Origin of the sequence: Infirmifilum sp. NZ (genome assembly GCF_022693705.1) — an archaeon.
Taxonomy (GTDB): domain Archaea; phylum Thermoproteota; class Thermoprotei; order Thermofilales; family Thermofilaceae; genus Thermofilum.
On sequence record NZ_CP094288.1, the window covers coordinates 1,756,431 to 1,779,042 of the forward strand.

Annotated in this window: 22 protein-coding genes; 10 read left to right on the plus strand and 12 right to left on the minus strand. The window is 58.4% G+C overall.

What is annotated here, in order from left to right; genetic code table 11:
* The first annotated feature begins 22 nt into the window (after positions 1 to 22).
* On the plus strand, positions 23 to 3,364 hold the full coding sequence (locus MOV14_RS09570) for a glucodextranase DOMON-like domain-containing protein (RefSeq protein ID WP_318537106.1): 3,342 nt from the start codon (positions 23 to 25) through the stop codon (positions 3,362 to 3,364).
* 8 nt (positions 3,365 to 3,372) lie between these two features.
* On the opposite strand, the gene MOV14_RS09575 is transcribed toward MOV14_RS09570, so the two are convergent.
* On the minus strand, positions 3,373 to 5,442 hold the full coding sequence (locus MOV14_RS09575; RefSeq protein WP_318537107.1) for an alpha-amylase family glycosyl hydrolase: 2,070 nt from the start codon (positions 5,440 to 5,442) through the stop codon (positions 3,373 to 3,375).
* Between the two features lie 133 nt (positions 5,443 to 5,575).
* Between MOV14_RS09575 and MOV14_RS09580 the strand changes: the two genes are divergently transcribed.
* Genes MOV14_RS09580 through MOV14_RS09600 form a run of 5 tightly spaced genes read left to right on the plus strand, consistent with a single transcriptional unit; the run spans position 5,576 to position 11,757 of the window.
* A complete protein-coding gene (locus MOV14_RS09580) occupies positions 5,576 to 7,057 on the plus strand; it encodes an extracellular solute-binding protein (protein WP_318537108.1) in 1,482 nt (493 codons plus the stop codon).
* 35 nt (positions 7,058 to 7,092) lie between these two features.
* Entirely contained in the window at positions 7,093 to 8,568 is a 1,476-nt protein-coding gene (locus tag MOV14_RS09585) for a carbohydrate ABC transporter permease (RefSeq protein ID WP_318537109.1), read from the plus strand.
* Positions 8,568 to 9,419 (plus strand): ABC transporter permease subunit, encoded by an 852-nt coding sequence (locus MOV14_RS09590; protein WP_318537110.1) that lies wholly within the window; start codon positions 8,568 to 8,570, stop codon positions 9,417 to 9,419. Before MOV14_RS09585 ends, MOV14_RS09590 begins: the two co-directional genes overlap by 1 nt.
* A 39-nt stretch (positions 9,420 to 9,458) precedes the next feature.
* Positions 9,459 to 10,790 (plus strand): type III ribulose-bisphosphate carboxylase, encoded by a 1,332-nt coding sequence (gene rbcL / locus MOV14_RS09595; protein ID WP_318537111.1) that lies wholly within the window; start codon positions 9,459 to 9,461, stop codon positions 10,788 to 10,790.
* Between the two features lie 10 nt (positions 10,791 to 10,800).
* Positions 10,801 to 11,757 carry a DHHA1 domain-containing protein gene (locus MOV14_RS09600; RefSeq protein ID WP_318537112.1) on the plus strand — a complete coding sequence of 319 codons (957 nt, stop codon included), beginning with the start codon at positions 10,801 to 10,803 and terminating at the stop codon, positions 11,755 to 11,757.
* A gap of 19 nt (positions 11,758 to 11,776) precedes the next feature.
* Here the strand turns inward: MOV14_RS09600 and MOV14_RS09605 are convergent, their stop codons facing one another.
* From MOV14_RS09605 to MOV14_RS09640, 8 genes are all read right to left on the minus strand, one after another.
* Positions 11,777 to 12,559, minus strand: coding sequence for an energy-coupling factor transporter transmembrane component T family protein (locus tag MOV14_RS09605; RefSeq protein ID WP_318537113.1), 783 nt, complete (start codon positions 12,557 to 12,559; stop codon positions 11,777 to 11,779).
* On the minus strand, positions 12,559 to 13,119 hold the full coding sequence (locus tag MOV14_RS09610; RefSeq protein WP_318537114.1) for an ECF transporter S component: 561 nt from the start codon (positions 13,117 to 13,119) through the stop codon (positions 12,559 to 12,561). The genes MOV14_RS09605 and MOV14_RS09610 overlap by 1 nt, the downstream gene beginning before the upstream one ends.
* Positions 13,120 to 13,412: 293 nt before the next feature.
* Positions 13,413 to 15,026, minus strand: coding sequence for an ABC transporter ATP-binding protein (locus MOV14_RS09615; RefSeq protein WP_318537115.1), 1,614 nt, complete (start codon positions 15,024 to 15,026; stop codon positions 13,413 to 13,415).
* A gap of 188 nt (positions 15,027 to 15,214) precedes the next feature.
* On the minus strand, positions 15,215 to 15,526 hold the full coding sequence (locus tag MOV14_RS09620) for a hypothetical protein (RefSeq protein WP_318537116.1): 312 nt from the start codon (positions 15,524 to 15,526) through the stop codon (positions 15,215 to 15,217).
* Entirely contained in the window at positions 15,510 to 15,737 is a 228-nt protein-coding gene (locus MOV14_RS09625; protein WP_318537117.1) for an AbrB/MazE/SpoVT family DNA-binding domain-containing protein, read from the minus strand. Before MOV14_RS09625 ends, MOV14_RS09620 begins: the two co-directional genes overlap by 17 nt.
* A 159-nt stretch (positions 15,738 to 15,896) precedes the next feature.
* The gene (locus MOV14_RS09630; RefSeq protein ID WP_318537118.1) at positions 15,897 to 16,604 is read right to left on the minus strand and encodes a hypothetical protein; all 708 of its coding nucleotides are present in this window, start codon (positions 16,602 to 16,604) and stop codon (positions 15,897 to 15,899) included.
* A 272-nt stretch (positions 16,605 to 16,876) separates the two neighbouring features.
* Positions 16,877 to 17,236: a hypothetical protein gene (locus MOV14_RS09635; RefSeq protein WP_318537119.1), complete on the minus strand. Its 360-nt coding sequence runs from the start codon at positions 17,234 to 17,236 to the stop codon at positions 16,877 to 16,879.
* Between the two features lie 31 nt (positions 17,237 to 17,267).
* On the minus strand, positions 17,268 to 17,483 hold the full coding sequence (locus tag MOV14_RS09640; protein WP_318537120.1) for a hypothetical protein: 216 nt from the start codon (positions 17,481 to 17,483) through the stop codon (positions 17,268 to 17,270).
* A 318-nt stretch (positions 17,484 to 17,801) separates the two neighbouring features.
* On the opposite strand from MOV14_RS09640, the gene MOV14_RS09645 reads away from it, so the two are divergent.
* Positions 17,802 to 18,005 carry a hypothetical protein gene (locus MOV14_RS09645; protein WP_318537121.1) on the plus strand — a complete coding sequence of 68 codons (204 nt, stop codon included), beginning with the start codon at positions 17,802 to 17,804 and terminating at the stop codon, positions 18,003 to 18,005.
* On the opposite strand, the gene MOV14_RS09650 is transcribed toward MOV14_RS09645, so the two are convergent.
* From MOV14_RS09650 to MOV14_RS09660, 3 genes are all read right to left on the minus strand, one after another.
* A complete protein-coding gene (locus MOV14_RS09650; RefSeq protein ID WP_318537122.1) occupies positions 17,993 to 18,328 on the minus strand; it encodes a hypothetical protein in 336 nt (111 codons plus the stop codon). The two genes, MOV14_RS09645 and MOV14_RS09650, sit on opposite strands and share 13 nt — an antisense overlap.
* Before the next feature lie 33 nt (positions 18,329 to 18,361).
* The gene (locus tag MOV14_RS09655) at positions 18,362 to 18,610 is read right to left on the minus strand and encodes a hypothetical protein (RefSeq protein ID WP_318537123.1); all 249 of its coding nucleotides are present in this window, start codon (positions 18,608 to 18,610) and stop codon (positions 18,362 to 18,364) included.
* 68 nt (positions 18,611 to 18,678) lie between these two features.
* On the minus strand, positions 18,679 to 18,969 hold the full coding sequence (locus MOV14_RS09660; protein WP_318537124.1) for a hypothetical protein: 291 nt from the start codon (positions 18,967 to 18,969) through the stop codon (positions 18,679 to 18,681).
* 91 nt (positions 18,970 to 19,060) lie between these two features.
* Between MOV14_RS09660 and MOV14_RS09665 the strand changes: the two genes are divergently transcribed.
* From MOV14_RS09665 to MOV14_RS09675, 3 genes are all read left to right on the plus strand, one after another.
* On the plus strand, positions 19,061 to 20,455 hold the full coding sequence (locus MOV14_RS09665; protein WP_318537125.1) for a CehA/McbA family metallohydrolase: 1,395 nt from the start codon (positions 19,061 to 19,063) through the stop codon (positions 20,453 to 20,455).
* A gap of 25 nt (positions 20,456 to 20,480) precedes the next feature.
* Positions 20,481 to 21,767, plus strand: coding sequence for an MFS transporter (locus MOV14_RS09670; RefSeq protein WP_318537126.1), 1,287 nt, complete (start codon positions 20,481 to 20,483; stop codon positions 21,765 to 21,767).
* 69 nt (positions 21,768 to 21,836) lie between these two features.
* On the plus strand, positions 21,837 to 22,589 hold the full coding sequence (locus MOV14_RS09675) for a ZIP family metal transporter (RefSeq protein WP_442786712.1): 753 nt from the start codon (positions 21,837 to 21,839) through the stop codon (positions 22,587 to 22,589).
* Positions 22,590 to 22,612: the final 23 nt, after the last annotated feature.

Genomic DNA, 22,612 nt, shown 5'->3' on the forward strand with positions numbered 1-22,612 from the left:
TTTTTTCTTACAGGTGGTTTTGATGAAGAATAGCAAAGTTGTGACTCTCGCCTTGACCTTAATCCTCCTCGCTGAGGTGCTGATGTACCCTGCTTTAGGCCAGCAGCCCTCAGGCACCCTCTACGTTGTGCTGATCTGGCACTACCACCAGCCCTGGTACTACGACGTGAATGGGACGTCTTTCCTTCTACCCTGGACTAGGATGCACACGGTTGGGAACTACTACAAGATGGCTTACATTTTGTCGAAGCACCCCGACGTGAAGGCAACGTTCACCTTCTCGGGCTCGCTAGTGCAGCAGATCCTCGACTACAACAGCGGCGTCAAAGACTACAGGCTCATCATATCCGAGAAGATCGCCGAGGGTCAGCCCCTGACCACTGAGGAGAAGTTCTCGATGCTCTCCATGCCGGGAGGCTTCTTCGACGTGAACTGGGACCGGGTTGTGAACGTGGTCCCGAGGTTCGCGGAGCTGAGGGACAGGGCCCAGAAGGCGCTGAGCGCGTACATAGCGCTACCGGAGGAGGAGTATAAGAGGAGGGTGGTTGGCGAGTTCTCCGACCAGGACTACCTTGACCTCGCCGTGCTCTTCAACCTGTTCTGGATCGACCCCATGGTTTTGCGGGAGCAGTACCCCGACGTCTACCAGCTCAGGGTCCAGGCGCTCAACGGCGCCAAGGGCTTCACCAGGCAGCAGCTTCAAGCCGTGCTGAGCGTCCACAGGGACTTGCTGCGGAAGGTTCTACCAATGTACGCTTCCCTAGCAGAGAAGGGGCAAGCAGAGCTGATACCCGTGCCCTACAGCCACCCGCTGGCACCAATCCTCGCGGACCTAGGCCTGCTTGACGATGTTAAAGTCCACGTATCCCTGAGCACGCAGCTCTTCCAGAAGGTGTTCAACTACAGGCCTGTGGGAATATGGCCCGCTGAGCAGGCTGTGAACGGCTACGTTCTCTCGGCCTTTGCAAGCGAGGGCTACACCTGGGCCGTCACGGACGACACGCTTTTGGTGAAGGCGGGCCTCAACCCATCCGACCCCTCGGTGGGTATGAAGGCCTGGTTCGCGACGCTCAACGGCACCAAGCTCTACGTGTTCTTCAGGAACAGCGAGCTGAGCAACCTGATAGGCTTCCAGTACAGCAGAGGTGACTCGAAGCAGGCGGCTCAAGACCTCGTAAACCGCTTGCTGTCGCTCGCGAAGAGCAGTGATGGGACAAACGTCGTCGTCATAGCTCTCGACGGGGAGAACCCGTGGGAAAGCTACCCAGAGTTCGGCGACACTTTCCTCGACAGCCTCTACTCGCTGCTGAGCGAGTACCAGTCTAAGGGTCTACTCACCACGATAACCCCGCGCGAGTACCTCGCGAAGTTCGCAGGCACCGCCCGTGAGTTGCCCGCCAAGAGCTACAAGTACCTTGACCTAGTGGGCAGGGACATCTCAGACACCCCGTTAAGCCTCACCGAAGACGCCTACACGCAGCTGCCCAGAAGGGACGTTACCGCCCAGATACCTGAGGGCTCCTGGTCTGGGGGCGAGCTAGCGGTCTGGATAGGTCAAAGGCAGGAGAACGCTGCCTGGATGATGCTCGTCAAGACGAGGCAAGACGTGCTGAAAGCACTGGGAGTCAACAGCCTCCGGGAAGCGCTGACCGTCAACCGGAAAGCGGCCGAAGACCTCCTGAGGGCGGAGGCCAGCGACTGGACATTCTGGTACGGTGGCGACATGGGAGGAGGCTTCCCAGCGAACCCGCTCTACAAGGGTTACCTCAGAAGAGCCTACGAGGACGCGGGGCTGAAGCCGCCGGACTACCTGCTGACCCAGTTCAACCCCGACGCTACACCAGTCGGCACGCTCAACAGGGATTATCCCAAACCCCCTGCAACCCCACCGGAGCTCGACGGGAAGCTAAGCGCCGGGGAGTGGGCGGGCGCTCTCAACATGTCCCTAGGTGACAGGCTGTTCAAGAGCGTCCTCGTCCTCCTGACGAGTCAGGGCATGTACATCACCGCCATCCCGGTCTCCAAGAGCTCGCTTAACGACGCGAAGACCGCCGTAGCCGTATACACCACCTGCAGCGCGAGGAGCGTGAGCCCATTCCACCCGGGCTTCAACTCGTTCCCACGGTACTCGAAGCTCGACATGGGCATGGGGCTATTCTACGAAGTGCTGGTGTACCCAGCGAACCTCAGCGTGGTTGTCAGCGCCGCTGACGGCCGCGGAGGGTGGACACCGCTCTTCTACCTCAAGGCGTCAGTCGGGGACGCAGTGGAGGCGTTCGTGCCCTGGAGCGCGCTGGGTCTTAGCCAGGGAGAGCTATTCTACGTTACAGCCGCCTCCTACTCAGGCTCAACAGTCGTGGAGTCCGCCACCCGAGTCGGCTCGGTTTATCAGATGATCGTGCCTCGCGCGGCGGCTGCAGCTGCCGGGAAAGTCCTGTTCGAGATGAGCGACCCTGAGGGCGACGATGACGGGGCTGGAGGCTACAAGTACCCCAAGGCTGACGTCTTCATACCAGGAGTATTCGACTTAACGAAGTTCAGGGTGGTGGACTCGGGAAGCAGCCTCACGTTCGAAGTGTACTTCAAGGATCTCGGCGGTAACCCGTGGAGCGGCCCCAACGGCTTCTGCCTGCAGTACCCGCAGATATACATACGCACGACTCTCAGCGTACCGGGGAGGACGGACACCTTCGGCTTAAACGTAAACATTACTGAAGACTCGGCGTGGCACATCGCGCTACTCTTGGCCCCGGGTTGGGGCTCCGACCCTGCTCCGAACGGCGAGAAGGCGGCGATCTACCTCTCAGACGGCACCGTCGCAGTACAGGACGGCAAGTTCAAAGTCTACGCCGATCCCGCGAGAAACGCCATAATAGCTGAGGTCTCGAAGGACATTCTCCCCGATGCCGGCAACGCGGATAAGTGGAAGTACGTTGTGGCTGTGACGAGCTACGACGGCTACGGCACGATGAAGATTAGGGCCTTCGGCCTAGACCCCGACGTCTGGGTCGTGGGCGTTGGCTCCAAGCACGCTAAAGCCGTTCTCTTCAACGTCGTGCCCCGCGTGATGGACCTGCTCGCACCCACCGCTCAAGACCAGTACGCGCAGCTTTCAGGCTATGTTGCAGAAAAGAACGGCACCCTCGCAAAGGTCCACGGCGTCTCACAGGCTACTGCAACGCAGCCCACCCAGCAGTGCATATGCCCTGAGCCACAGCAGCCGCAGTGCCCCGCGTGCCCGCCATGCCCGCCGGCCACTCAGGTGGGGGTGAAGCCTGAGGAGCTCACAAGGTCACTAATAGTGGGCCTGATAGCTGGAGTGCTGATAGGCCTAGCGGTAGCAATGCTCCTTAGAAGAAAGTAAATAGTTTTTTAAGGTTTCTTTACCTTGTAGAGTATCCTCCAGGAATAAGGTTTTAGGACTTTTTCTCCTGCGCTATCGCTCGCTAGGACAGTCGCGTAGCCGTCGATGGGCTCGTCGATTTCCTTCTCGCTCGCGTTGAACACAACCATAGCCTCCTCACTTCTCCACTCCCTCATGATGGCCACAGCGCCCTTATTCATCACTTGCACGTCGAAGAACCCAAGCCTGAGGGGCGCCAGCGATCTCCTCAGTAAGGCAAGGCGCCTTATGAGGCACTGCAGGTCCCTGTCCCAATTCTCCTCATCCCACAACATGGGGAGCCTGTTATCGGGGTCGTCTCCCCCGTGCATTCCAACCTCGTCCCCGTAGTATATGGAGGGGGAGCCTGGGAGCGCGAAGAGGACCACGTAGAGTAGCCTGAGGCACTCGCTCCCGCACCGCTCAGCTAGGGTCGTGATGCGGGGCGTGTCGTGGCTACCAAGCAGGTTGTACATGGAGTTCGCCGCGAAGACGGGCGTGCGAGCGTAGAGCTCCTTGAGCCTTCTAACGAAGGTTTCCGAGTCGATTTTTCTGTACACGATAAAGTCTAGCAGAGCCTCCCTCAAGTCGTAGTTCATCGCCGAGTCAGCGGTGACGCCGTAGGGGTAGTAGACAACCCCCTTGCTCACCTCCAGTATCACGGGCGCATCCCTTTTCAGCCCCTTCACAGTCGAGTATAGCTGCTTCAGGGCGGCGTCAGGCAACGCGTGCCCAACGTCTATCCTCAAGCCGCTAGCCCCGCGGGTGAGCCAAAACGATGCCACTTGGCAAAGCCTCTCAACCACCCGCTGATTCGAGTAGTTGAGCTTTGGCATCCCCCAGTTGCAGATGAAGGTCTCGTAGAAGGGCCTCCTACCCCGGAGCCCAGCGGGAAACTCCCTGCAACCGCCTGCGATGAACGCCCTCAAAAGCTCCGCCTCCCGCTCGTCAAAACCGCTGAAGAACCTGAACCAATCTTTGTGCTCGCCGCCCTCGGACAGGGCTCTGAGGAATTCTGGGCTACACGAGGAAACGTGGTGGGCCACAATGTCCACTACGATCCTTATATTCCTCCTTTCGGCCTCCTCGACGAGCCTGCTCCAGCCCTCCCAGCCACCCAGATCCTCGTCAACCTCGGTGTGATCAATGACGTCGTACCTGTGGTAGCTCACCGACCTGTATATGGGAGTCAGGTAGACCGCCTCGACCCCCAGCGATGCTATGTAGTCGAGGCTCTCGGCCACGTCGCGCAGAGACCCACCTAGACGGGCACGGGGCCTGGTGTTGCCCGAGATGCTCACCTTACTGCGGGTGAAGCTGTCTGGGAAGATCAGGTAGTAAGTACTACCGACGTACCAGTATGGCTCGTCGATCCCCACGATCTCCCCGGGCTCGATGTAGCTCTCGTCTCCTAGGCCCTCCCGTCCGTAGTAGAGACGCTCGCCACCGGCCTCTAAGAGGAACCTGTAACCCTTCACGCCGCCACTGACGACTCCTTGGAAGTAGTCTACGAGCTCGGTGCTCACGTACCTCCGCATCTCGACCCTCTTTCCATCGCTTGCTTCGACGAAAACCCGATCTAGGAGACGCGTCGGAGCCTTAAAGCGAAGGATGGTGAAGCCCAGGTACCTGCTAACGAAGGAGGGGTCCCTTTCGTCGTGGACGAGAAGCTCCGGCACAAACCTCCCCTCACTGGTGGCCGTCGCGTAGTCTGTGACTCCGATCTCAGCTAGGGAAAAATCCTCCTCAACGCCGCTGTCAGGCCAAAGCCTCACTCTCACCCTAGAAGGGTTCTCCACGTCTAGAACAGTGAATCCGCACGTAGAGCTGAACCTGTAGGGGTACGAGCCCTCCCAAAGCGAGACAACAACCCTTCCCCTCTCGCCCTCGCGCCTCAGCTCGACCCTTCCGGGGAAGTAGGATGTGAAGGGCGCTACGAGGTACAGGTACTCCACCCCCTCGGGCCACTTCAGCGAGAACTCAACTAGGTATTTTCCGAATCGAGTCCCAGCTATCTTCTCCCTCCCAAGTACCCTGTACATGAACGGCTCCTTTCCCACTAGCCTCGCATGCCTTAATAAGGTTGGTAATTAAGGGGGAGAATAAAACTGGCTTCCTAAGCGAATTAAAAAACATTATGGAGAAAGATTTAAACAGTAGCAAGGAGACTAAGTCTTGCAAGAGGTGGGAGTTTTGAGCAAAAGCACAAGCCGAAATATCATCATCGCGGTTGTTCTCATCGTAGTGGCGCTAGGGATAGTCTACTTCTACTACCAATCCACAACCACCCCTCCGCCTAGCCAACCCACTCAGCCGACTCAACCGACGCAACCGTCCGCCCCAGCTCAGCCGCCCCAGACGCCTCCATCGAACGCGACTCAGCCCAGCCAGCCCCAAGCCCCTGCCTTGAAGACAATTACCATCGGCACCAGCACCATACGCGTGCCCAGCTACTTCTACGACTTCGTGCAGAAGGCCAAGTCAGGGCAGATCCAGGTGACTATCAACTTCTGGACTGGGATGAGCCAGTGGGAGGTAGACGTGATGAAGAACGTTATCGCGAAGTTCCAGCAGGAGTACCCCGGCATCACCGTTAAGTACACGAACGTCCAGAACCTCAAGGAGCAGGTGAAAGCCGGCGTACTCACAGGCGATGTCGAGAACACGGCTCACGTTTTCACCTGGGCGCACGACTGGACGGGCGACCTCGCCGACAGCGGCGCTATAGTGGCGCTGGACCAGTACCTGCCCCCCGAGACGCTCACAGACTTGAAGGCCCAGTACATGGCCTCAGCCTACACGAGCGGCGTGTACAAGCTGCACCTCTACGGTCTACCATGGGCGGCTGAGGCTATAGCACTCGTGTGCAACAAGGACCTCGTGCCCTCGGCGCCGCAGACCTGGAGCGACTTCGAGAAGATCATGCAGCAGTGGTACAACCCCTCCAAGAATACGTACGGCATAGCGTACCAGATCGACCCGTACCACGTCTACCCGTTTGTCACCGCCTTCGGCGGCTTCTACTACGACGAGGACAGGAACGCGGTTGGCGTTAACAGCCAGGGAACGGTCGACGGGATAACCTTCTACATCCAGCACGTAATGAAGTACATGTACACCTCGGATGTCGGCATGGAGGCTCAGCTCAAGATACTCACTGACGGAAGGACCCCGTGCATGGTGACCGGTCCCTGGAACATACCCACAATAAAGCAGAACATAAAGAACGTGGTCGTCTACCCGATACCACCTATCGACGGGAAGACGCCCAAGCCCTTCTCCGGGGTAAAGCAGATGTGGGTGACTAAGGTCGTCGAGGGCGACAAGAACAGGCTCTACGCCTCAATACTCTTCACGATGTGGTTCACGTTGAACGATGACGCCCTGAAGACGCTCGCGGACGCGGGCTACATACCCGTCAAGCTCTCAATCCTCCAATACCTGCAGGCTAACGCCGACAAGTACCCGACGATACTCGGCTTCGCCCAGGCCGTGGCAAACAGCGTTCCGATGCCCAAGTCGGCGAACATGAACTACGTCTGGGGACCTGTATCGGATGCTCTGAACGCGATCGTGACCAAGTACAACGAGCAGGGAGAGCAGGCGACGCTCAGCGTAGTCAAGCAGCTACTCGACGACGCCCAGTCGAAGATCGTTGCCAAGATAGGAGGCTAAACCTCTGCTAATTTGGTAAACGGGTGCTTTTTCTCATGCCCAAGAAAAGCGGATCGGAGCTCTACCCGGCTCGAGTAGCCTTTCTTCTCATTTTCCTCAGCCTGGCCATGTACCTCTTCTTCTCACTATGGCCGATTGCGTACTCCGTGTACATAGCTTTCACCGACGCCAACAACGTAAACATTGCCTCAGAGCCCAGGATTAAGGAGCTTCAGGCTCAGAGGGCAGTGATAACCAGCTACCTTTCCGCGAATAAGGAGAATGTTCTGAGTCAGGTGCGCAGGGCCGACGACTACCTGAGCGACGCCATCGCCTCGCTGCTCGAGCTGAAAACCCTCATCGCGTCATCCACGCCCCAGAACTTCTCGATCAGCAGGCTCACCTCCATCAGGAGCAGAGTCGATGAAGACCTGACTTACGCCTCAAGCATCATCAACAGCAACACCACTTTCCTCTACTACTACCGGGGCCTGGGCGACACCCTGTACAGGGCCGTCTCGATCATTGACAGCGGCATATGGGGGGACGTGGACAGGATCGTCGGCTTCAAGCTCGCCTTGACTGAGAACGACCTGAGCCAGCTGCGCGAAGCTGTTCTCCCAAAGGTAGATCAGGCGCTAGGCCTGCTGCAGCAGAGCAGGGACCGCCTCAGGGAGGTCGAGGGAAACTACGACCTGTTAGTAGGCTCCGCGACTGCCGGCATTGACCAGGAGATAGACAGGATTTCGATGCACTTCGTGGGCCTGCAGAACTTCCAGACCCTCTTCACGGACTCGCGCTTCCCCTACTCCATCTTCAAGACCCTGCTATTCGTGCTGACCAGCGTTCCCCTGAAGGTAGCCGTGGGAGTCTCCCTAGCCTTCCTTTTCTCAAGCCCCATGATCTACGGCCGGAAGGTGATGCGCGCTGCCCTGCTCGTACCCTGGGCCCTCCCAGTCCTGCTCTCCGTAACCACCTGGAGGATGATGTTCGCCCCCGGGATAGGGCCCGTGGCAAACTACCTTGCTTCGATTGGCGTTGATTTCAGCATATACAACAGGGAGTGGGACGCCTTCCTGGTGTATAACATAGTTGAGATGTGGCTCGCCTACCCGTTCATAATGACCGTCACTATGGCGGCTATCTCCTCCATTCCCAAGGAGCTAATAGAGTCTGCGATGGTAGACGGCGCCTCGGTCTGGCAGCGCTTCAGGGAAATAATGCTCCCCCTGACCTCCCGACCAGTGCTGTTCGCGAGCATTCTGACGGCGGGCGCCTCGCTGCAGGCGTTCATGGTCCCTCTGCTCATCAACAACGGAGGGCCGACGAAGGAGATCCAGTTCCTCTGGTTCTCAAGGACAACCGGAGGGGTCAACGAGATGATGGTGCTCTTCGGCTACAACAGGGCCTACCTGGACCAGCAGTACGGGCTCTCCACCGCCGCGTACCTGGTCGTTGTGCTGATACTGCTGCTATACGCCCTCGCGTGGTACTACCTGATATACAAGCGGACCTCAACGGGTGGTACGTGATGGCGAGGTACTGGTTGAGGCTCGTAGGCGCGGTAGCGCTGACGACGCTCTCAGCCCTCATAGTTTTCATTCTGCTGTACCCCGTCCTCTTCGCGGTGCTGACCAGCCTCGTTCGAGGACAGAGCCTCGTGACCGACCCAGCCCAGATACTCGCAACTGGCATCTCGCTCGAGCACTACCTGAAGGCCGTCAGCGACCCCCGTTTCATCAACGCGACAGTCCTGAGCCTGCTCGTCGCGGTCACAAACATCGTCTTCGCCCTAGTGGTGATCACCCCAGCCGCCTACGCTTTCTCGCGCTTCAAGTTCCCCGGCAGGGACGCGCTCCTTGTAGCCTACCTTGTCCTGAACCAGGTGGGCGGGGGCTTCGGGGTAGCGGCGGTCATAGCCCTCTACGTGATGCTCCTCAAGCTGAACCAGATCGGCGTCCCCGTCATCGGAAACCCAGTCGTGCTGGCAGCCATCTACACCGCGGGCGCGGTCCCCTTCCAGACGTGGATGGTGAAAAACTACCTCGACGCCCTGCCGCGCGAGATCGATGAGTCCGCGTTCATTGACGGCGCCAGCTGGAGGCAGATAATCTTCGACGTGGTCCTCCCGGCCTCCAAGCCCACGATGATCGTGATAGCTCTCTTCGCCTTCATGGGCGCCTGGGGGGAGTTCATCATAGCGAACTTCCTGAGGATCGAAACGCTGGCCGCCTACGTCTACGAGACCGCCACGAGCCAGACGATATTCTGGAGCGACTTCGCCGCCCGGACGATAATCTTCGCCATCCCGATAATAGCCATATACGTCTTCACGCAGAAATACATCGGCGAAGCAATGAGATACGGGGCGGGAAAACTCTAGGTTTTTATAACACTTCTCCTCTTCTCGATATCGAGCCTCATGCCTGAGGAGTTTGAGCCCTACCCGGCTTTTGTCAAGCGCGGCTACACCCCGGACCCGGATGAGGAGGTGGTCGTCACCTTCAGGGTTACGCCCGCTGAGGGCTTCACCGTCGAGGACGCGGCCGGCGCGGTCGCGGCAGAGAGCAGCGTCGGGACATGGACCACCCTCTACCAGTGGTACGACCAGCGCAGGGTTGACAGGCTGATGGGCAAGGCCTACGAGTTCCGCGACCTCGGCGACGGCTCTTACCTCGTCCGCGTCGCCTACCCCGCGGAGCTCTTCGAGGAGGGCAACATGCCCGCCTTCCTGGCATCAGTAGCGGGCAACGTGTTCGGCATGAAGAGGGTCAAGGGGCTTAGGGTCGAGGACATCTACCTCCCCCCGAGGTTCCTGAGGGCTTTCAAAGGCCCCTCGAAGGGCATACATGGCGTTCGAGAGACCCTCGGCATCAGGGGGAGGCCGATCGTAGGCACCGTGCCGAAGCCCAAGGTCGGCTACACGCCCGAGGAGGTGGAGAGGCTCGCCTACGAGCTCCTCGTGGGGGGCATGGACTACGTGAAGGACGACGAGAACCTAGCCAGCCCGAGCTACTGCAGGTTCGAGGAGAGAGCTAGAGCCGTGATGAGGGCGATCGACAGGGCGGAGCGGGAGACGGGTGAGAGGAAGGCCTGGTTCGCGAACATCACCGCCGACGTCAGGGAGATGGAGCGCCGCCTCAAGCTCGTCGCGGACTACGGGAACCCCTACGTGATGGTCGACGTCGTGGTGGCCGGCTGGGCCTCCCTCGGCTACGTGAGGGACCTGGCGGAGGAGCACGGCCTCGCGATCCACGCTCACCGCGCTATGCACGCCGCCTTCACGAGGAACCCGTACCACGGCGTCTCGATGTTCACCCTGGCGAAGCTTTACAGGCTAGTGGGCGTCGACCAGCTACACGTGGGGACGCCGGAGGTGGGGAAGCTGGAGGCCAGGGCGGTGGACGTGATCAGGAACGCTAGGGTGCTGCGCGAGGAAACCTACGTGCCCGACGGCGAGGACGTCTTCCACCTCCCTCAGCCCTTCAGCGGCATCAAGCCCGCGTTCCCCGTTTCGAGCGGCGGGCTCCACCCCGGGACGCTCCCAGAGGTCATCTCGAAGATGGGCACAGACATCGTCATACAGGTGGGTGGAGGCGTTGTCGGCCACCCCGACGGCCCACGCGCAGGGGCAGCAGCGGCTAGGCAGGCGATCGACGCGGCGCTCCAGGGAATCAGCCTCGACGAGTACGCCAGGAGCCACAGGGAGCTAGCCCGGGCCCTAGAGAAGTGGGGCTTCGCTAAGCCCGCGTAGAGGATCTCCCGTGGAGACAGTTATATTCGCGCACGGCGACTGCGACGGCGTTACGTCGGCCGCCATCGCTTACTCGGTATTCGGCGGCCGCGTGGTATTCTCGCACCCTGTAGGCCTGCTCGGCGACCTCGAGGAGTTCGCCGGCCAAGCGGAGAGAGTGGTAGTTCTGGACATCTCCCTCGACGAGAGAACGTGGAGGGCTGTCGCAGAGAAGCTTTCAGCCTTCAGGGAGGCAATCTACATCGACCACCATCCTACGCCGGAGGGTGGCCTCGAGCTCCTCGAAAAGCTGGGAGTAAAGGTTTTCCACGAGCAGGGGCCTTCAACAGCGGAGCTCGCCTTTAGGAACCTGAACCCGCCCCACGAGCTGAGCCGTGTGGCCCTCTACGGGGCTATCGGCGACTACGCCGTGCGGACCGAGTGGTTCAACACGTACCTCGGGTTCTGGGACATCCGAGCCCTCTACCTCGAAGCCGGGGTACTCACGCTCGGGCTGGAGGGCCTGCGGCGCGACCACGACCGGAAGCGGGAGCTCGTAGCGGAGCTGGCGGGGAACAGGCTACCCTCGAGCATCGACTTCCTCGTCGCCTCTGCTATTCGGGAAGCCCGGAACCTCGAGGAAGCCAGGAGAGCTCTGCCGTCGAAGCTCGTGGTTCTTAAAAGCATCGCCTACGTTGTGAACCCCGGTGCCCCTCTAGGCGCTATGGCAACCTTCTCACACGTCCAATCGGGAAGACCCGTCGGATTAGCAATCGAGGTGAAGCGCGACTGGGCCGTGATGAGCCTGCGCTCCGCTACTGGCTGCGTTGACCTCAACGCCCTCCTCCGTGAATTAGCCCCGAGGTACGAGGGGCACGGAGGCGGCCACAGGGAGGCGGCGGGCGCGAGGGTTCCGGTGGCCAGGCTGGAGGGCTTCCTAGCCGAGCTGGACGAGGCCGTTAGCAGGATCTGCTCAAAACAGAGATAAGGCACGCTAAAAAAGTATCTTATGCGAGCTTGGACAAAAAGAGTGCAACGTAGAGTAGGCCCAGCGAGTACGAGACCGCCAGGAGAAGCTTGTCTCCCCGGCTAAGCCTAAGCTCCCTGTACCACGTGTGGCACCTCTCCTCACCGAAACCCCTGAGCTCCATAGCGTCCGCGATGTCGTAGATAGAAAGCGAGGCAGAGATTGTCACGGGCACAACTAAGGGGACTATCGCCAGCAGTCTCGCTAGAGGGTTCTTTCCTCCTCGGGGCCTGAAGCCTCTGGCCATCTGAGCCTCAAGCGTCCTGCCAAGCTCGGCCGTGAATTCGGGAACGTACCTCAAGGCGAGCTGTATAACGTATGCTGCCTTGTAGGGGAAGCCCATCTGCCCCAAGGCGGGTGCGTAGAGGTTCGGTGGCGTCGTGAACACGAGTGTGGCGGTTACAAGCGCTAAGGAGAGTAGCTTTAGAACGGGTGTAATCGCGGATGCGATGGCTCGAGGAGAGGTGAGCTTTTCGAGGAGAGAACCTTGACCGTAGACTAAGGCGACGGTGAAGTAGTTCAACAGGGAAAGCACTAGAACGATGATCAGGATGAACTTCCAGGTGTTCTTCGTTTTGTTCCAAGGTAGCTTTGCCATCGCGTAGTAAATAACAGAAATGGCAAAGAGTGGGATGACCAGCAATAGCTTGTAGGCAAGGGTTAGGCAGAGAACCATAAAGAAGACGAATGTCAGCTTAGACCTGGGGTCAAGCCTGTGGATTACGCTCTCTCCCTCGATGTACCTTATGAACCTCGTAGACATTAGAGCCTCCTTGCCCTACCTTTCACGGCTGCTGCGTAAGCGGCAACGAGTATCGGAGTCAGGATAGCTCCGTTCACAGCATCAGTAATAGCTGCAGGGAGGAAGAGGGCGTACGTCGCCTCCTCTATCGTGGAGATGCCATAGCCGAAGATGTAGTCAGTGTAGGCCGCGAATCCCATGCCGACGACGGCCGCGACGACAGCCAGCACCGCGCAGGCGATATAGCCCCTTCTCTTGAATATGCTGTCTCTAGGTATGAAGTAGTAGGCTAGACCGGGGATAAGACCCAGTAGACCGTTGCCTACGTCCCAGTTCCACCAGAACCCACCCCAGCTTATCGCGTCGCTTATGATGTTTCCAAGGAACCCGCTGACGAAGCCCACAACGGGGCCAAACACGTACCCGAAAAACATGGGTATAGCGACGCTGGGCCTCAAGGAGACGAGCTGCGTTCCAGGTAGCTGGAGGATGTTGAAGAACACGTTGAATGCCGCGTACAGCGCTGTTCCAACAGCCATCGCAACCAGGCTTGATGTTGAGAAGACCCCTTTCTTGCTCATGCTCGTTCAAAACTCTAACACGACGATTTCATAATAAATTTTTTCACAGTACGCGCACGGAGGCAACGTACCTACCATCGAGTAAGTGGAGCTTTCATTTTCTCATCTGCCTTTTCCACCCTCTGCTCTCCACAGCGTTACCGACATTTCGTTCACACATCTCGAAGGCTTTCGTTCAGCATAATGTGAAGAAGGATGCTCCTCAACTCCTATCGTTTAGCGGAGAGCATGCATTCTCATAGGAAAAGGGTTTGCTACCAGAGGAGGGTAGGCGTTACCGAAGATGACGGGCTTTAATTATTACTCGTGGCGGTGGGGGAGAAACCGCAGACGCGCAGGAGCTCCTTGAAGCTGAGCACCGCCTTACCGCCGGTGAGCTCCCGGCTTACCCGTATCAGGCTCGTCTCCCTGATCTTCCCAGCCTTCAGGTTTTCTTCCCTTGCTAGGACCTCGCGCGTCGGCCCGTCGGCAACTATCCTCCCGCCGGACAGGATCACAGTCCTATCAGTGTACTCGATCGCTAGGTCAGTGTCATGGGTTATAAGGATTAGCGTCCCTACCGCGCCGACGAGCCCGGAAACGAAGTCCATAAAGGATGCGTAACTCGCGTAGTCCTGGCCAGCTGTGGGCTCATCCAGTATAAGCACCCTCGGCCTCATAGTTAGAATCGAGGCGACAGCAATCCTCTTTTTCTCGCCGTAGCTCGACGCGAAGGGAGAGTAGCCCAAGAGATGCTCGATCCTGCACATGGAGGCGGCCTCGGCTACGCGGCGTGCTATCTCGCCTGGCAACACGCCGAGGTTCCTAGGCCCGTAGGAGAGCTCCTCCTCAACAGTTCTGGCGAAAAGCATGGTAAGCGGGTCTTGGAACACCAGCCCAACGTAGCTTGCCAGCTCGTAGACCTCCTTCTCACGAGTATCCATACCGTAGACCAGAACCCTCCCCTTCTTCGGCTTCAGAATACCAAGGATAAGCTTGGCGAGCGTGCTCTTCCCCGCGCCGTTGTTCCCGAGAAGCGCCACTCTCTCACCCTCACGTATTTCCAGGTTTATATCCCGTAAGACCGACCGGCCGTCGTAGTCGAAGCTAACGTTCTCAAACTTTATCGCGACCTTCCCGGCTGGGGGCGATCGTGGCGCGTCGGGTAGAACAGGCCCCGGGCAGCTCCTAGCTAGGATCCTTGCCGGGACCTTCACAAGCCCCACAAGGCTCTCAAGCTCGCTCTCGCTCCTTATCTCTTTAACCACTCTCCCGTTATCCATGAAGAGAACCCTGTCTACTCCCACCTCAAGCACCTCCTCTGCTCGGTGCTCGGCGATTATGAGGGTCTTCCCCCTTCTCTTGAAGTCCTTGATCTGCTCCTGGACGAGCCTGACACCCTCACTATCCAGGTTCGCGAGGGGCTCATCCATGAGAACGATGGGCGGATCCATCGCAAGTATCCCGGCGATGGCGACCCTCTGCTTCTCCCCGCCGCTGAGCTCGTTGACGTCCCGGTCTCTGAGGTGGTAGGCGTCGACGCTCTCGAGGGCCCGCTTAACCCTCTCCCTGATCTCGTCCCTAGGATAGCAGAGGTTGCACGGCCCAAAGGCAACATCGTCCTCGACGTTCGGTAGCACGAGCTGCTTACTCACCTCCTGCATAACGGTTCCCACTAGACGCGAGAGGAGCGCAAGGCTAGCCCCCTTCACGGTGACCCCTTTAACCCTGACCTCTCCCTCGTACACGCCCTCATACCTGTTGGGGATCAAACCGTTAATCGCCTTCAGTAGCGTGGATTTGCCGCAGCCGCTCCTGCCCAGAAGAAGTACGGTTTCACCCTCCTCGATGGTCAGCGTTATGTCCCTGAGAGCGGGCTCCTCTTTCCCCGCATAAGTAAACGTGAGGTTCTTGATCTCAATGGCCACGAAGCTGGTATAAGGTTAAACGTTTTAAAGCTTGTGAGGGGGCTACCGGAACATCTTCAGGAAATCTTCCTCGTAGAGGATGGCAGCCAAGTTTTCTCCGCTCTTTCTGAGGAAGCGGATAAGGTCGCTGTCTCTCGTGAGGAACAGGAGGTTCTCGCTTGCCGCTGTTACGAACAGTAGGAGGTCTATTAAGTCTTTAAAGCCCTTTTCCTAAGCGCAAGGGCTTTAAAGTAGCCTAGAGTGCTGGGGCTAACTTGTTCAAACTCCTCCTCGATTAGGGATAACCCCGTAGCTACAGTGCTATGGTCATATTCCAGCATAGTAATCTTCCCCAAGCATTCCAGGATGTTAAGAGGAGTGTAGTAGAAAGTGGCTCTATTTTCCCTTCTGAGTTTCCTTAGGGTAGCCAGGGCATCTTCTGTACCCTCGACTTCCACACCAAGTATTGGTAAGAGGTACGTGGAATCCAAGAGTATCCTTAGCCTAGCCGAAGATCTCATTCTGCAGCTCCTCAGATTCTTTCTCGAACTCCTCGAAAGTTACTTTGGCAAATTTCGGCCCCTTTAGCGCGAAGTCAAAAGGGTCTAGAATGGGTTCTAGGATAATTCTGGAGCCATCGACCCTCACTCTGAGTACTTCACCCTCCCTCACACCGGCAGCCTTCGCTACCGTCCTCGGAAGGTATATTGTGAACTTTTTTGAGACCCTCACTTTAATCTCAGACGCAACCATGTCTAGAAAATATCTCATGAGTCTCGGAATATATTTGCTTCTGAGACTAAAGGGCAACTAAGTTGTATCGAGGTTTTAACGCGCTATCGCTTAACAGGTGCATCTTTACGCTGGCTGAGGTCTCCGAGGAGGTGCGCCCTACTCCATGACCTTTCCAAGAATCAGCTCGACGTCATGCTCTACGCTGAGCTCCCTGAGCTTCTCCGCTACGCGCCTAGGGGCGGTGAGCACGACAAGGATCTTCTTGAACGACGGCCTCCCGAGGGCTCTCTCAGCGGCCTCGGCCTTTCTTAGTAGCTTGTAGAGCTCTTCCTCTGACTCCGCGTGCGCGGTCACCTCGCCCACGATCAACGGAGCGTCGCAGAAGATGTCGACCTCCTCGCCGCCTACGACCTCAGACCTCAGCTCCTTGTCGGGGGGCAGGACACCTGACTCCCTGAGGCTCCTGGTAAGGAGGTCCCTGACAAACGTCTCGAAAGTTAAGCCCGCGAACTTGCTTAGCTGGCTGAAGCCGTAGAGCATGTCGCCTCGGAGCCTCTCTAGGGATGCCTCAAGCCTCTTGACTTCTCTCTGAAGGCTATTCTCTTCCTCCTCTAACTTGACAATGCGTTCAAGCATTTTGAGAAAGTCTTCCCGCATTCTGTTGAAATCCTCCCTTAGCTTTCCTTGCTCCTCACGCAGGCTCTTGATTTCCCCAAGTAGCTCCTCGAGCACCTTCTCGTGCTTGTCGAGCCTGGCTAGCAGCTCCTCGAGCCCGAGGAGGCCTGCAACCGCGTACCTGAACTCCTCATCCTCCCTTAGCAGCTTCAGGATCCTGCTCTTCAGCTCAGCCTGAGACTCCGTCATGCCTCTACAGTTAATACACGTCGCCTGATTAAAAAGGTGATTATCTATCGGCTGGGTGAAAGGCTTTTCCACATAAAGAGAGCGGTCAGGAGGATTGGGAGTTCAGGTGAAGAGCACAGCTACCTCTTACCTGCTCTGGAAGCGCAAGGGTGATGACCCCCATATTTAAACCTCCCTTCAACACGTGTTTTAGGCCGCAGCAGGTTCCATGAGTTTTCTCGGAAGAGAGGACTTTTCACAGCCTCTTACGCATGATTTCGCGCCAGCTATTTTTAGACAAGGGGGGTGACGGACGCCAGCAGGAAGCTCTCAGTTGCGGCAAGCCAGGTTGCGTTATCGACCCAGCTTCCACCCTCTCTAGCCCAAACCTGTGCCATAGCGTCGAGGGGGAGGAGTAACAGTAGGCTAACGTAGGTGACGACGAGAAGGTAGCTGGCTAGACCCTGACCGCCGAGCACGAGCCTGGCTACCGCCCAGGCGGACGCGAACCCTGCTATGCGGAAGGAGATGATCTTCAGTATCGAGCCGGCAAGGGAGGTAGCGGGTAGCCTGCTCCTGAAGAGCGCCTTGAACGCTAGTGCGGAAGGTATGGCTAGCACCGCGGTTTTAGCTAGCAGGTCAAGCCTGTACACGCTCCTCCTTTTCTGCCCCCACTGGCCCCCCTTAAATCTTCGTCATCCTTCGGTCGGCCTCGGGGTGGCCCCACGGGGGCGAGGCATCGCCCTCTTCGGGCCTGCCCCTCTCGGGGGCTTCCGGGGAGGAGCAGCCGGCGGCCGCCACGCCCCAGCGGCAGCGGCGGCCAACTGCCCTACCGTCATGTGTGGCGTTGAGGGGGTTTATCTCCCTTTCGAAGTGTAGGCTGAAAGTGAAACCACTCACTACATCCTCTGGGAAAGTGGCTCCATGCCGCGGAGCTGGAGCTTGGTGACTACCTGAGGCTTCTGGACTACGGCTTCCTGAGGAGGAGCCCGCACCCAGCTGGGGTTACGGTCTCGTTCACGGAGAAGGCGCTGTGAGTGCTCTCGGTTGAGGAGGGCTAGGAGTGAGGAGAGCAGGCTTGCTTGGGCGCTGGTGAGGTGCGCCCTCTACGGCCGCTGCGATGATAGGTAGGTTGAGGAGCATGGTGATCTGCTCGACGCGCTAAGCGAGCTGCAGGCGTCTTTCCCCAACAAGCCAGCGGAGTGGTTCTACCGCGCCGTGTACAGGCTCCTAGCGGGCAAAGTCGAGAGAGTGGGCAATGAGCACTGGCTGGTGAAGGGCCTGCCTGAGCTGGGCGACACCTACCCGTGGTACAACGTCTGGGTGAGCGAGGGCAGGTACCGCTGCGACTGCCTCTCCAGCATACGGCTACGTGAGGAAGGCAAAAATATGCAGCCACATCGCCACCGTCATGCTTTATAGGAGGCAGCTGAGGCTCCGCGCCGAATAAGCCTCAAGGCAGCATCGCCGCAAGCCGCTTCCTCGATGCTGTAGCCGAGCAGTAAGAGGAGGCCGCAGGCGCGCTCGGCGAGGTAAACGTACCTCACGTCGCCGACGACCGCCTCCCTCACGAGGCCCGCTGTACACAACCTCTCAAGGACCGAGGCGATGTACCTCGTGTTCCTCGTGGCGAAGGCCCTGCTGAGGGGCTTCGGCTCGCGCAGACGCCACAGCGTCTTCGCGAGGCCTGTCAGCTCGAGCCACCTCGCCACACTCTCCCACACCTCCCCGCTGACCTCGACCATCACAGCTACGGGCGAGGATGGGGTTATAAGCGTTCACATAGGCTGTGCTAGCCAAAAGCCTGAGCCGCCGAGCCCGTGGAAGAGGACTGCTCCTCCGCGTGGTCTGCTGGCCGGTGGTAGCCACTGCAGGCAGTACAATCGGTTTCCAGCGGTGTCAGCATAGCCCGCTCTCTGCTCCACCCCGCCGAGGAGGTGGGCTTGCAGGGTTGTGAGAACAGTGTAGGAGGCAAGCGAGACGATTAGCAGTAACAGGAGTCTCCGCACAGGGTGGACTCGAGGCATCGTTTAAAAAACTTGTTGAGGCATCGACGCTTAGAGAGAGTTGCGTAGCCTCAGCACTTCCGTTAGGCTCAGCGCGCTAAGCGCAGGCTAACCCGGTCTGCATTCCTTATCCTTTCAAGCGCCTCCTCCGGGCTCCCTAGGCTTTCAGTCCGCTCTACATGAACTACGTAGTACTCTGCGGCACCGCTCTTGCTGAGGAAATCCGCCAAAGTCACGCCGTCCTCCAGCACAACATACACCCTGCTTCCGAGCACGTGAACGGCCAGTGCTCCGGGTGCTCTTAGGAAGTGCTCTTTCACCGGAGCTACACAGCTGGCACAGCCTACCCCAGAGACCCTAAGGGTTACCAGCACAACCACGCTTCATGGCGAGAATCAAATCATGATAAGCTCTTCTCAACAACGAGGATGATAAATCATAATATACGCGTATAGCATCCTCTTAATCGGTATGCTCAACAGCGTGAAGCCTATTCTCGAGTATGAATTCAACGGCGAGGCGTCCCCGTCCATGGCTGGGAGCTTCGCCTACCTACCCTTCACTATCCCAGATGGCGTGTGCACGATTGAGGTAGAGTATGAGTTCGCTGGGAAAAGCCCCGAAGAAGCGGTCGTCGACATAGGGCTCCTTGAGCCGGGAAGCAGGGAGCTGGTAGAGGGCATGAAGTTTCTGAGAGGCTGGAGCGGCTCAAATAAGAAGAAGTTCACCGTCTCTCGGGTCTACGCTACACCGAGCTACACGGCCGGAGACATAAGGTCGGGTGAGTGGAGCGTTATACTGGGGTTTTACAAGGTTCCGCGCGCGGGGCTGAGCTACACCGTGAAGGTTAAGGTTTACCGCGAGTGCGCGGAGGGGCAGGGCAGGCAGCTATCTCTCGGAGCTCCTGCGGCGAAGCGGGGCTGGGTTAAAGGAGACCTGCACCTGCACTCGGTCCACAGCGATGGGGACTCAACTTTGGAGGAGATAGCCTCGGTGGCACGCGTACTTGGGCTGGACTTCGTGTCCGTCACTGACCACAACACAGTGTCGCACATAGCCGAGATGGGATGGAGGAGCGGTTTCCTAAATGGGATCTTCTTCCTGAGAGGGGTTGAGATGACCTCCTACAAAGGCCACATGAACGTTTACGGGGTAAGCGAGACACCCGAGTTCCGAGTAGGGTCAGCCTCCGAGCTCGCGAAAGTGGTGAAGTACCTTAGGGGTCAGGGAGCACTTCTCTCCGTGAACCACCCGAAGCCTCTCGGTCCCGACTGGGAGCTCGGGGATATGTCATTTGCGGATGCGGTGGAGGTCTTCCACTCAGTCTGGGAGTTCAACAACTACATATCGCTGAAGCGGTGGGACGAGCTGTTGGCCAAAGGCCACAGGTTAGGGCTAGTAGGGGGTAGCGACGCTCACGAGATAAAGGGGAAGAAAAGCCTGCTGGCGCCGGGCACCCCAACCACCTGGGTGTACGTTGAGGAGCTCAGCGAGGACGGCTTGCTCCAGGGCATCAGGAGCCAGCGGGTATTCGTCTCAGAGTCCCCTCAGGGGCCCAAGTTGATCCTTAAGGCGTCCGACGGGAAGCACGAGCTCTGGACAGGCGATGTTGCTAGTAGCGGGGAGCTCGACGTAGTGATCCAGGTGGAGGGCGCTAAGGCCCAGCTTCTCAGGATCGTTGCCGGAGGAGAAGTAGTGTACCGTGAGGCCATAACGTCCGACTTTCTAGTGAAGAAGGTCAGGGTTAATGCGAAGTCTCCTTACGTTAGAGCCGAGATTTTGAGGGAAGTGGCCGATGCCGACGACCCGTACCACATGGAGAATATTCTTTCGGCGCTTTCAAACCCCATCTACGTAAACATATAAATACTCTAGCAACAGCTTTATTAACGTGCTAACAAAGCTACAGAAGCTTTCATACGGGATCGCGCGCCTAGGCTCAACGACCCTCCTGAGCGCGTTCAGCTTCGCCGGCTTCTACGTGTACTGGGACGTCTACAAGCTGGACCCTCAGCTGAGCGGCGTCGTGAGTGCAATAGGCAAGCTCGCCATTCTGATAAACTCCGTCATAATGGGTTACCTAAGCGACGCTACCAGGAGCAGGTTTGGGAAGAGGAAGCCCTACATAATCACGGGGTCTCCGCTACTAGCCATCTCAGCTGTCATGTACTTCCTCCCCTTCCTGTTCATCTCCATTGAGGACAAGTCGGCGCTCTTCTACTGGGGCGCTTTCTGGAACGCCGCTTTCAACTTCTTCTACGGCTACCTCCTGACCCCCTACCAGGCTTGGATGCCCGAGATCACGGAGCCGGAGGAAAGGATCACCATCACCACCCTGCAGAACGTGTCCAACATCCTGGGCAACGTGGTGGGGGTTGTTTTCAGCTTCCTGGTTCCCACGCTCTACCGCGGGGGACTCCTGCTTCCAGTCATGGCGGCTTTCGCGGTGATGGAAGTGCTCCTGTACATGCCCAGCGTGCTCCTAATACCCGTTGAAAGCAAGGCTGTTCTAACCCCCAAGATCACCCGTGACATACTGGATCTCCTCCAGTACAGGGAATTCATGCTGTGGGAGGGAGTGAGGATGCTCATGTCAGCGGCGGAGACCATGATCACGGCCCTCGTGGTGAAGTACGTCAGCACGGTCGTCGGGCTTGGGGAAAACCTCGCCTCCGTTGTTTTCGGGGTTGTGATGGTGGTCTTCGTAATGGGAGCCTTCCCGCTCTGGGGGAAGCAGGCCAGGAAGACTGGGAAGGGCCCTGCCCTTATCAAAGCCGCCGTTATACTCACCGTGGGCCTGCTGCTCGCCCCGCTACCCGCTTTCCTCCAAGACCGAGCGCTCAAGATAGCTGTCGGCCTCCTCGCTATAGCTCTGGGCGCCATAGGCATCTCAGCCTACGAGCTCTTCCCCTACGCTGTCGTCGCCGACCTAGCACACTGGGACGAGCTGAGGACGGGTCTGAGCAGGGCGGGCCTGTTCACCGGCTTCGAGGGTATTCCGATAAACATCTCCCAGTCCCTCACATACCTACTGGTAGGCTACCTGGCTTCCCTTCCTCCCTTCAACGGCTACGACTACACTCTGGGGCTCGTCATCTGGGGGCCAATAGCTTCCATATTCGCAGTCCTATCGATACTTATTCTGAGAAGGGTCAACATCGACCCCTTCAAAAAGTAAGGCAAAGCTTTTTCTTTATCCAAGCATTCAGCTAGCGTGCTCGATTGGCTCTCCACGGCCCTAGCGAGTATGGCTGGAGGGAACGTCGTTCTAGCCAGCCTGTACGCGGGTCTGTTCGTAGCGGCTACGACGAGCCTGGGTGCGGCGGCTGTGTACCTGTACAGGGAGGGCAGCCTGGACCTCACCCTAGCTCTGGCCTTCGCATCCGGGGTCATGCTCGTAGCGAGCTTCACGAGCCTGATCCTCCCGGCGATACAGCTGGCGGGCTTCCCCGCCGTGGCCGTCGGCACAGCGCTGGGGATCGTTGCCATTCACCTCGCCGACAAGCTGATCCCCCACGAGCACGTCCTGAGAGGATACGAGGGCCCGGAGTCCGCGAGAGGCCTGCTCAAGAAGGCTTGGCTCATAGCACTCGCCGTCATAATTCACAACCTCCCTGAGGGGCTCGCGGTCGGCACATCAATAGCCTACTCGCTGCCAGTTGGAGTCGCTACTGCGATTGCGATCGGCCTCCAAGACGTACCTGAGGGCCTGGCGGTGGCCCTACCTATCGCCGCGATAAAGGGGAGGCGTAGCGGAGCCTTCGTCGGCGTGCTGAGCGGTGTCAGCGAGGCGCTTCTCGCGGTCTTGGGCGCAGCGCTCTTCTCGCTTACTTCATGGCTGCTACCGCTCGGGCTGAGCTTCTCAGGGGGCGCGATGCTCTACGTGACGCTGAAGGAGGCCATCCCGGAGATATACCGCGAGGACGAGCCCCCCCTGAAGATCACCCTCGGCTTCCTCGCGGGCTTCTACCTGATGCTGTTCCTTGACTCCGCCCTGTGACCCGCTAGAAACCTTTTTGAAGC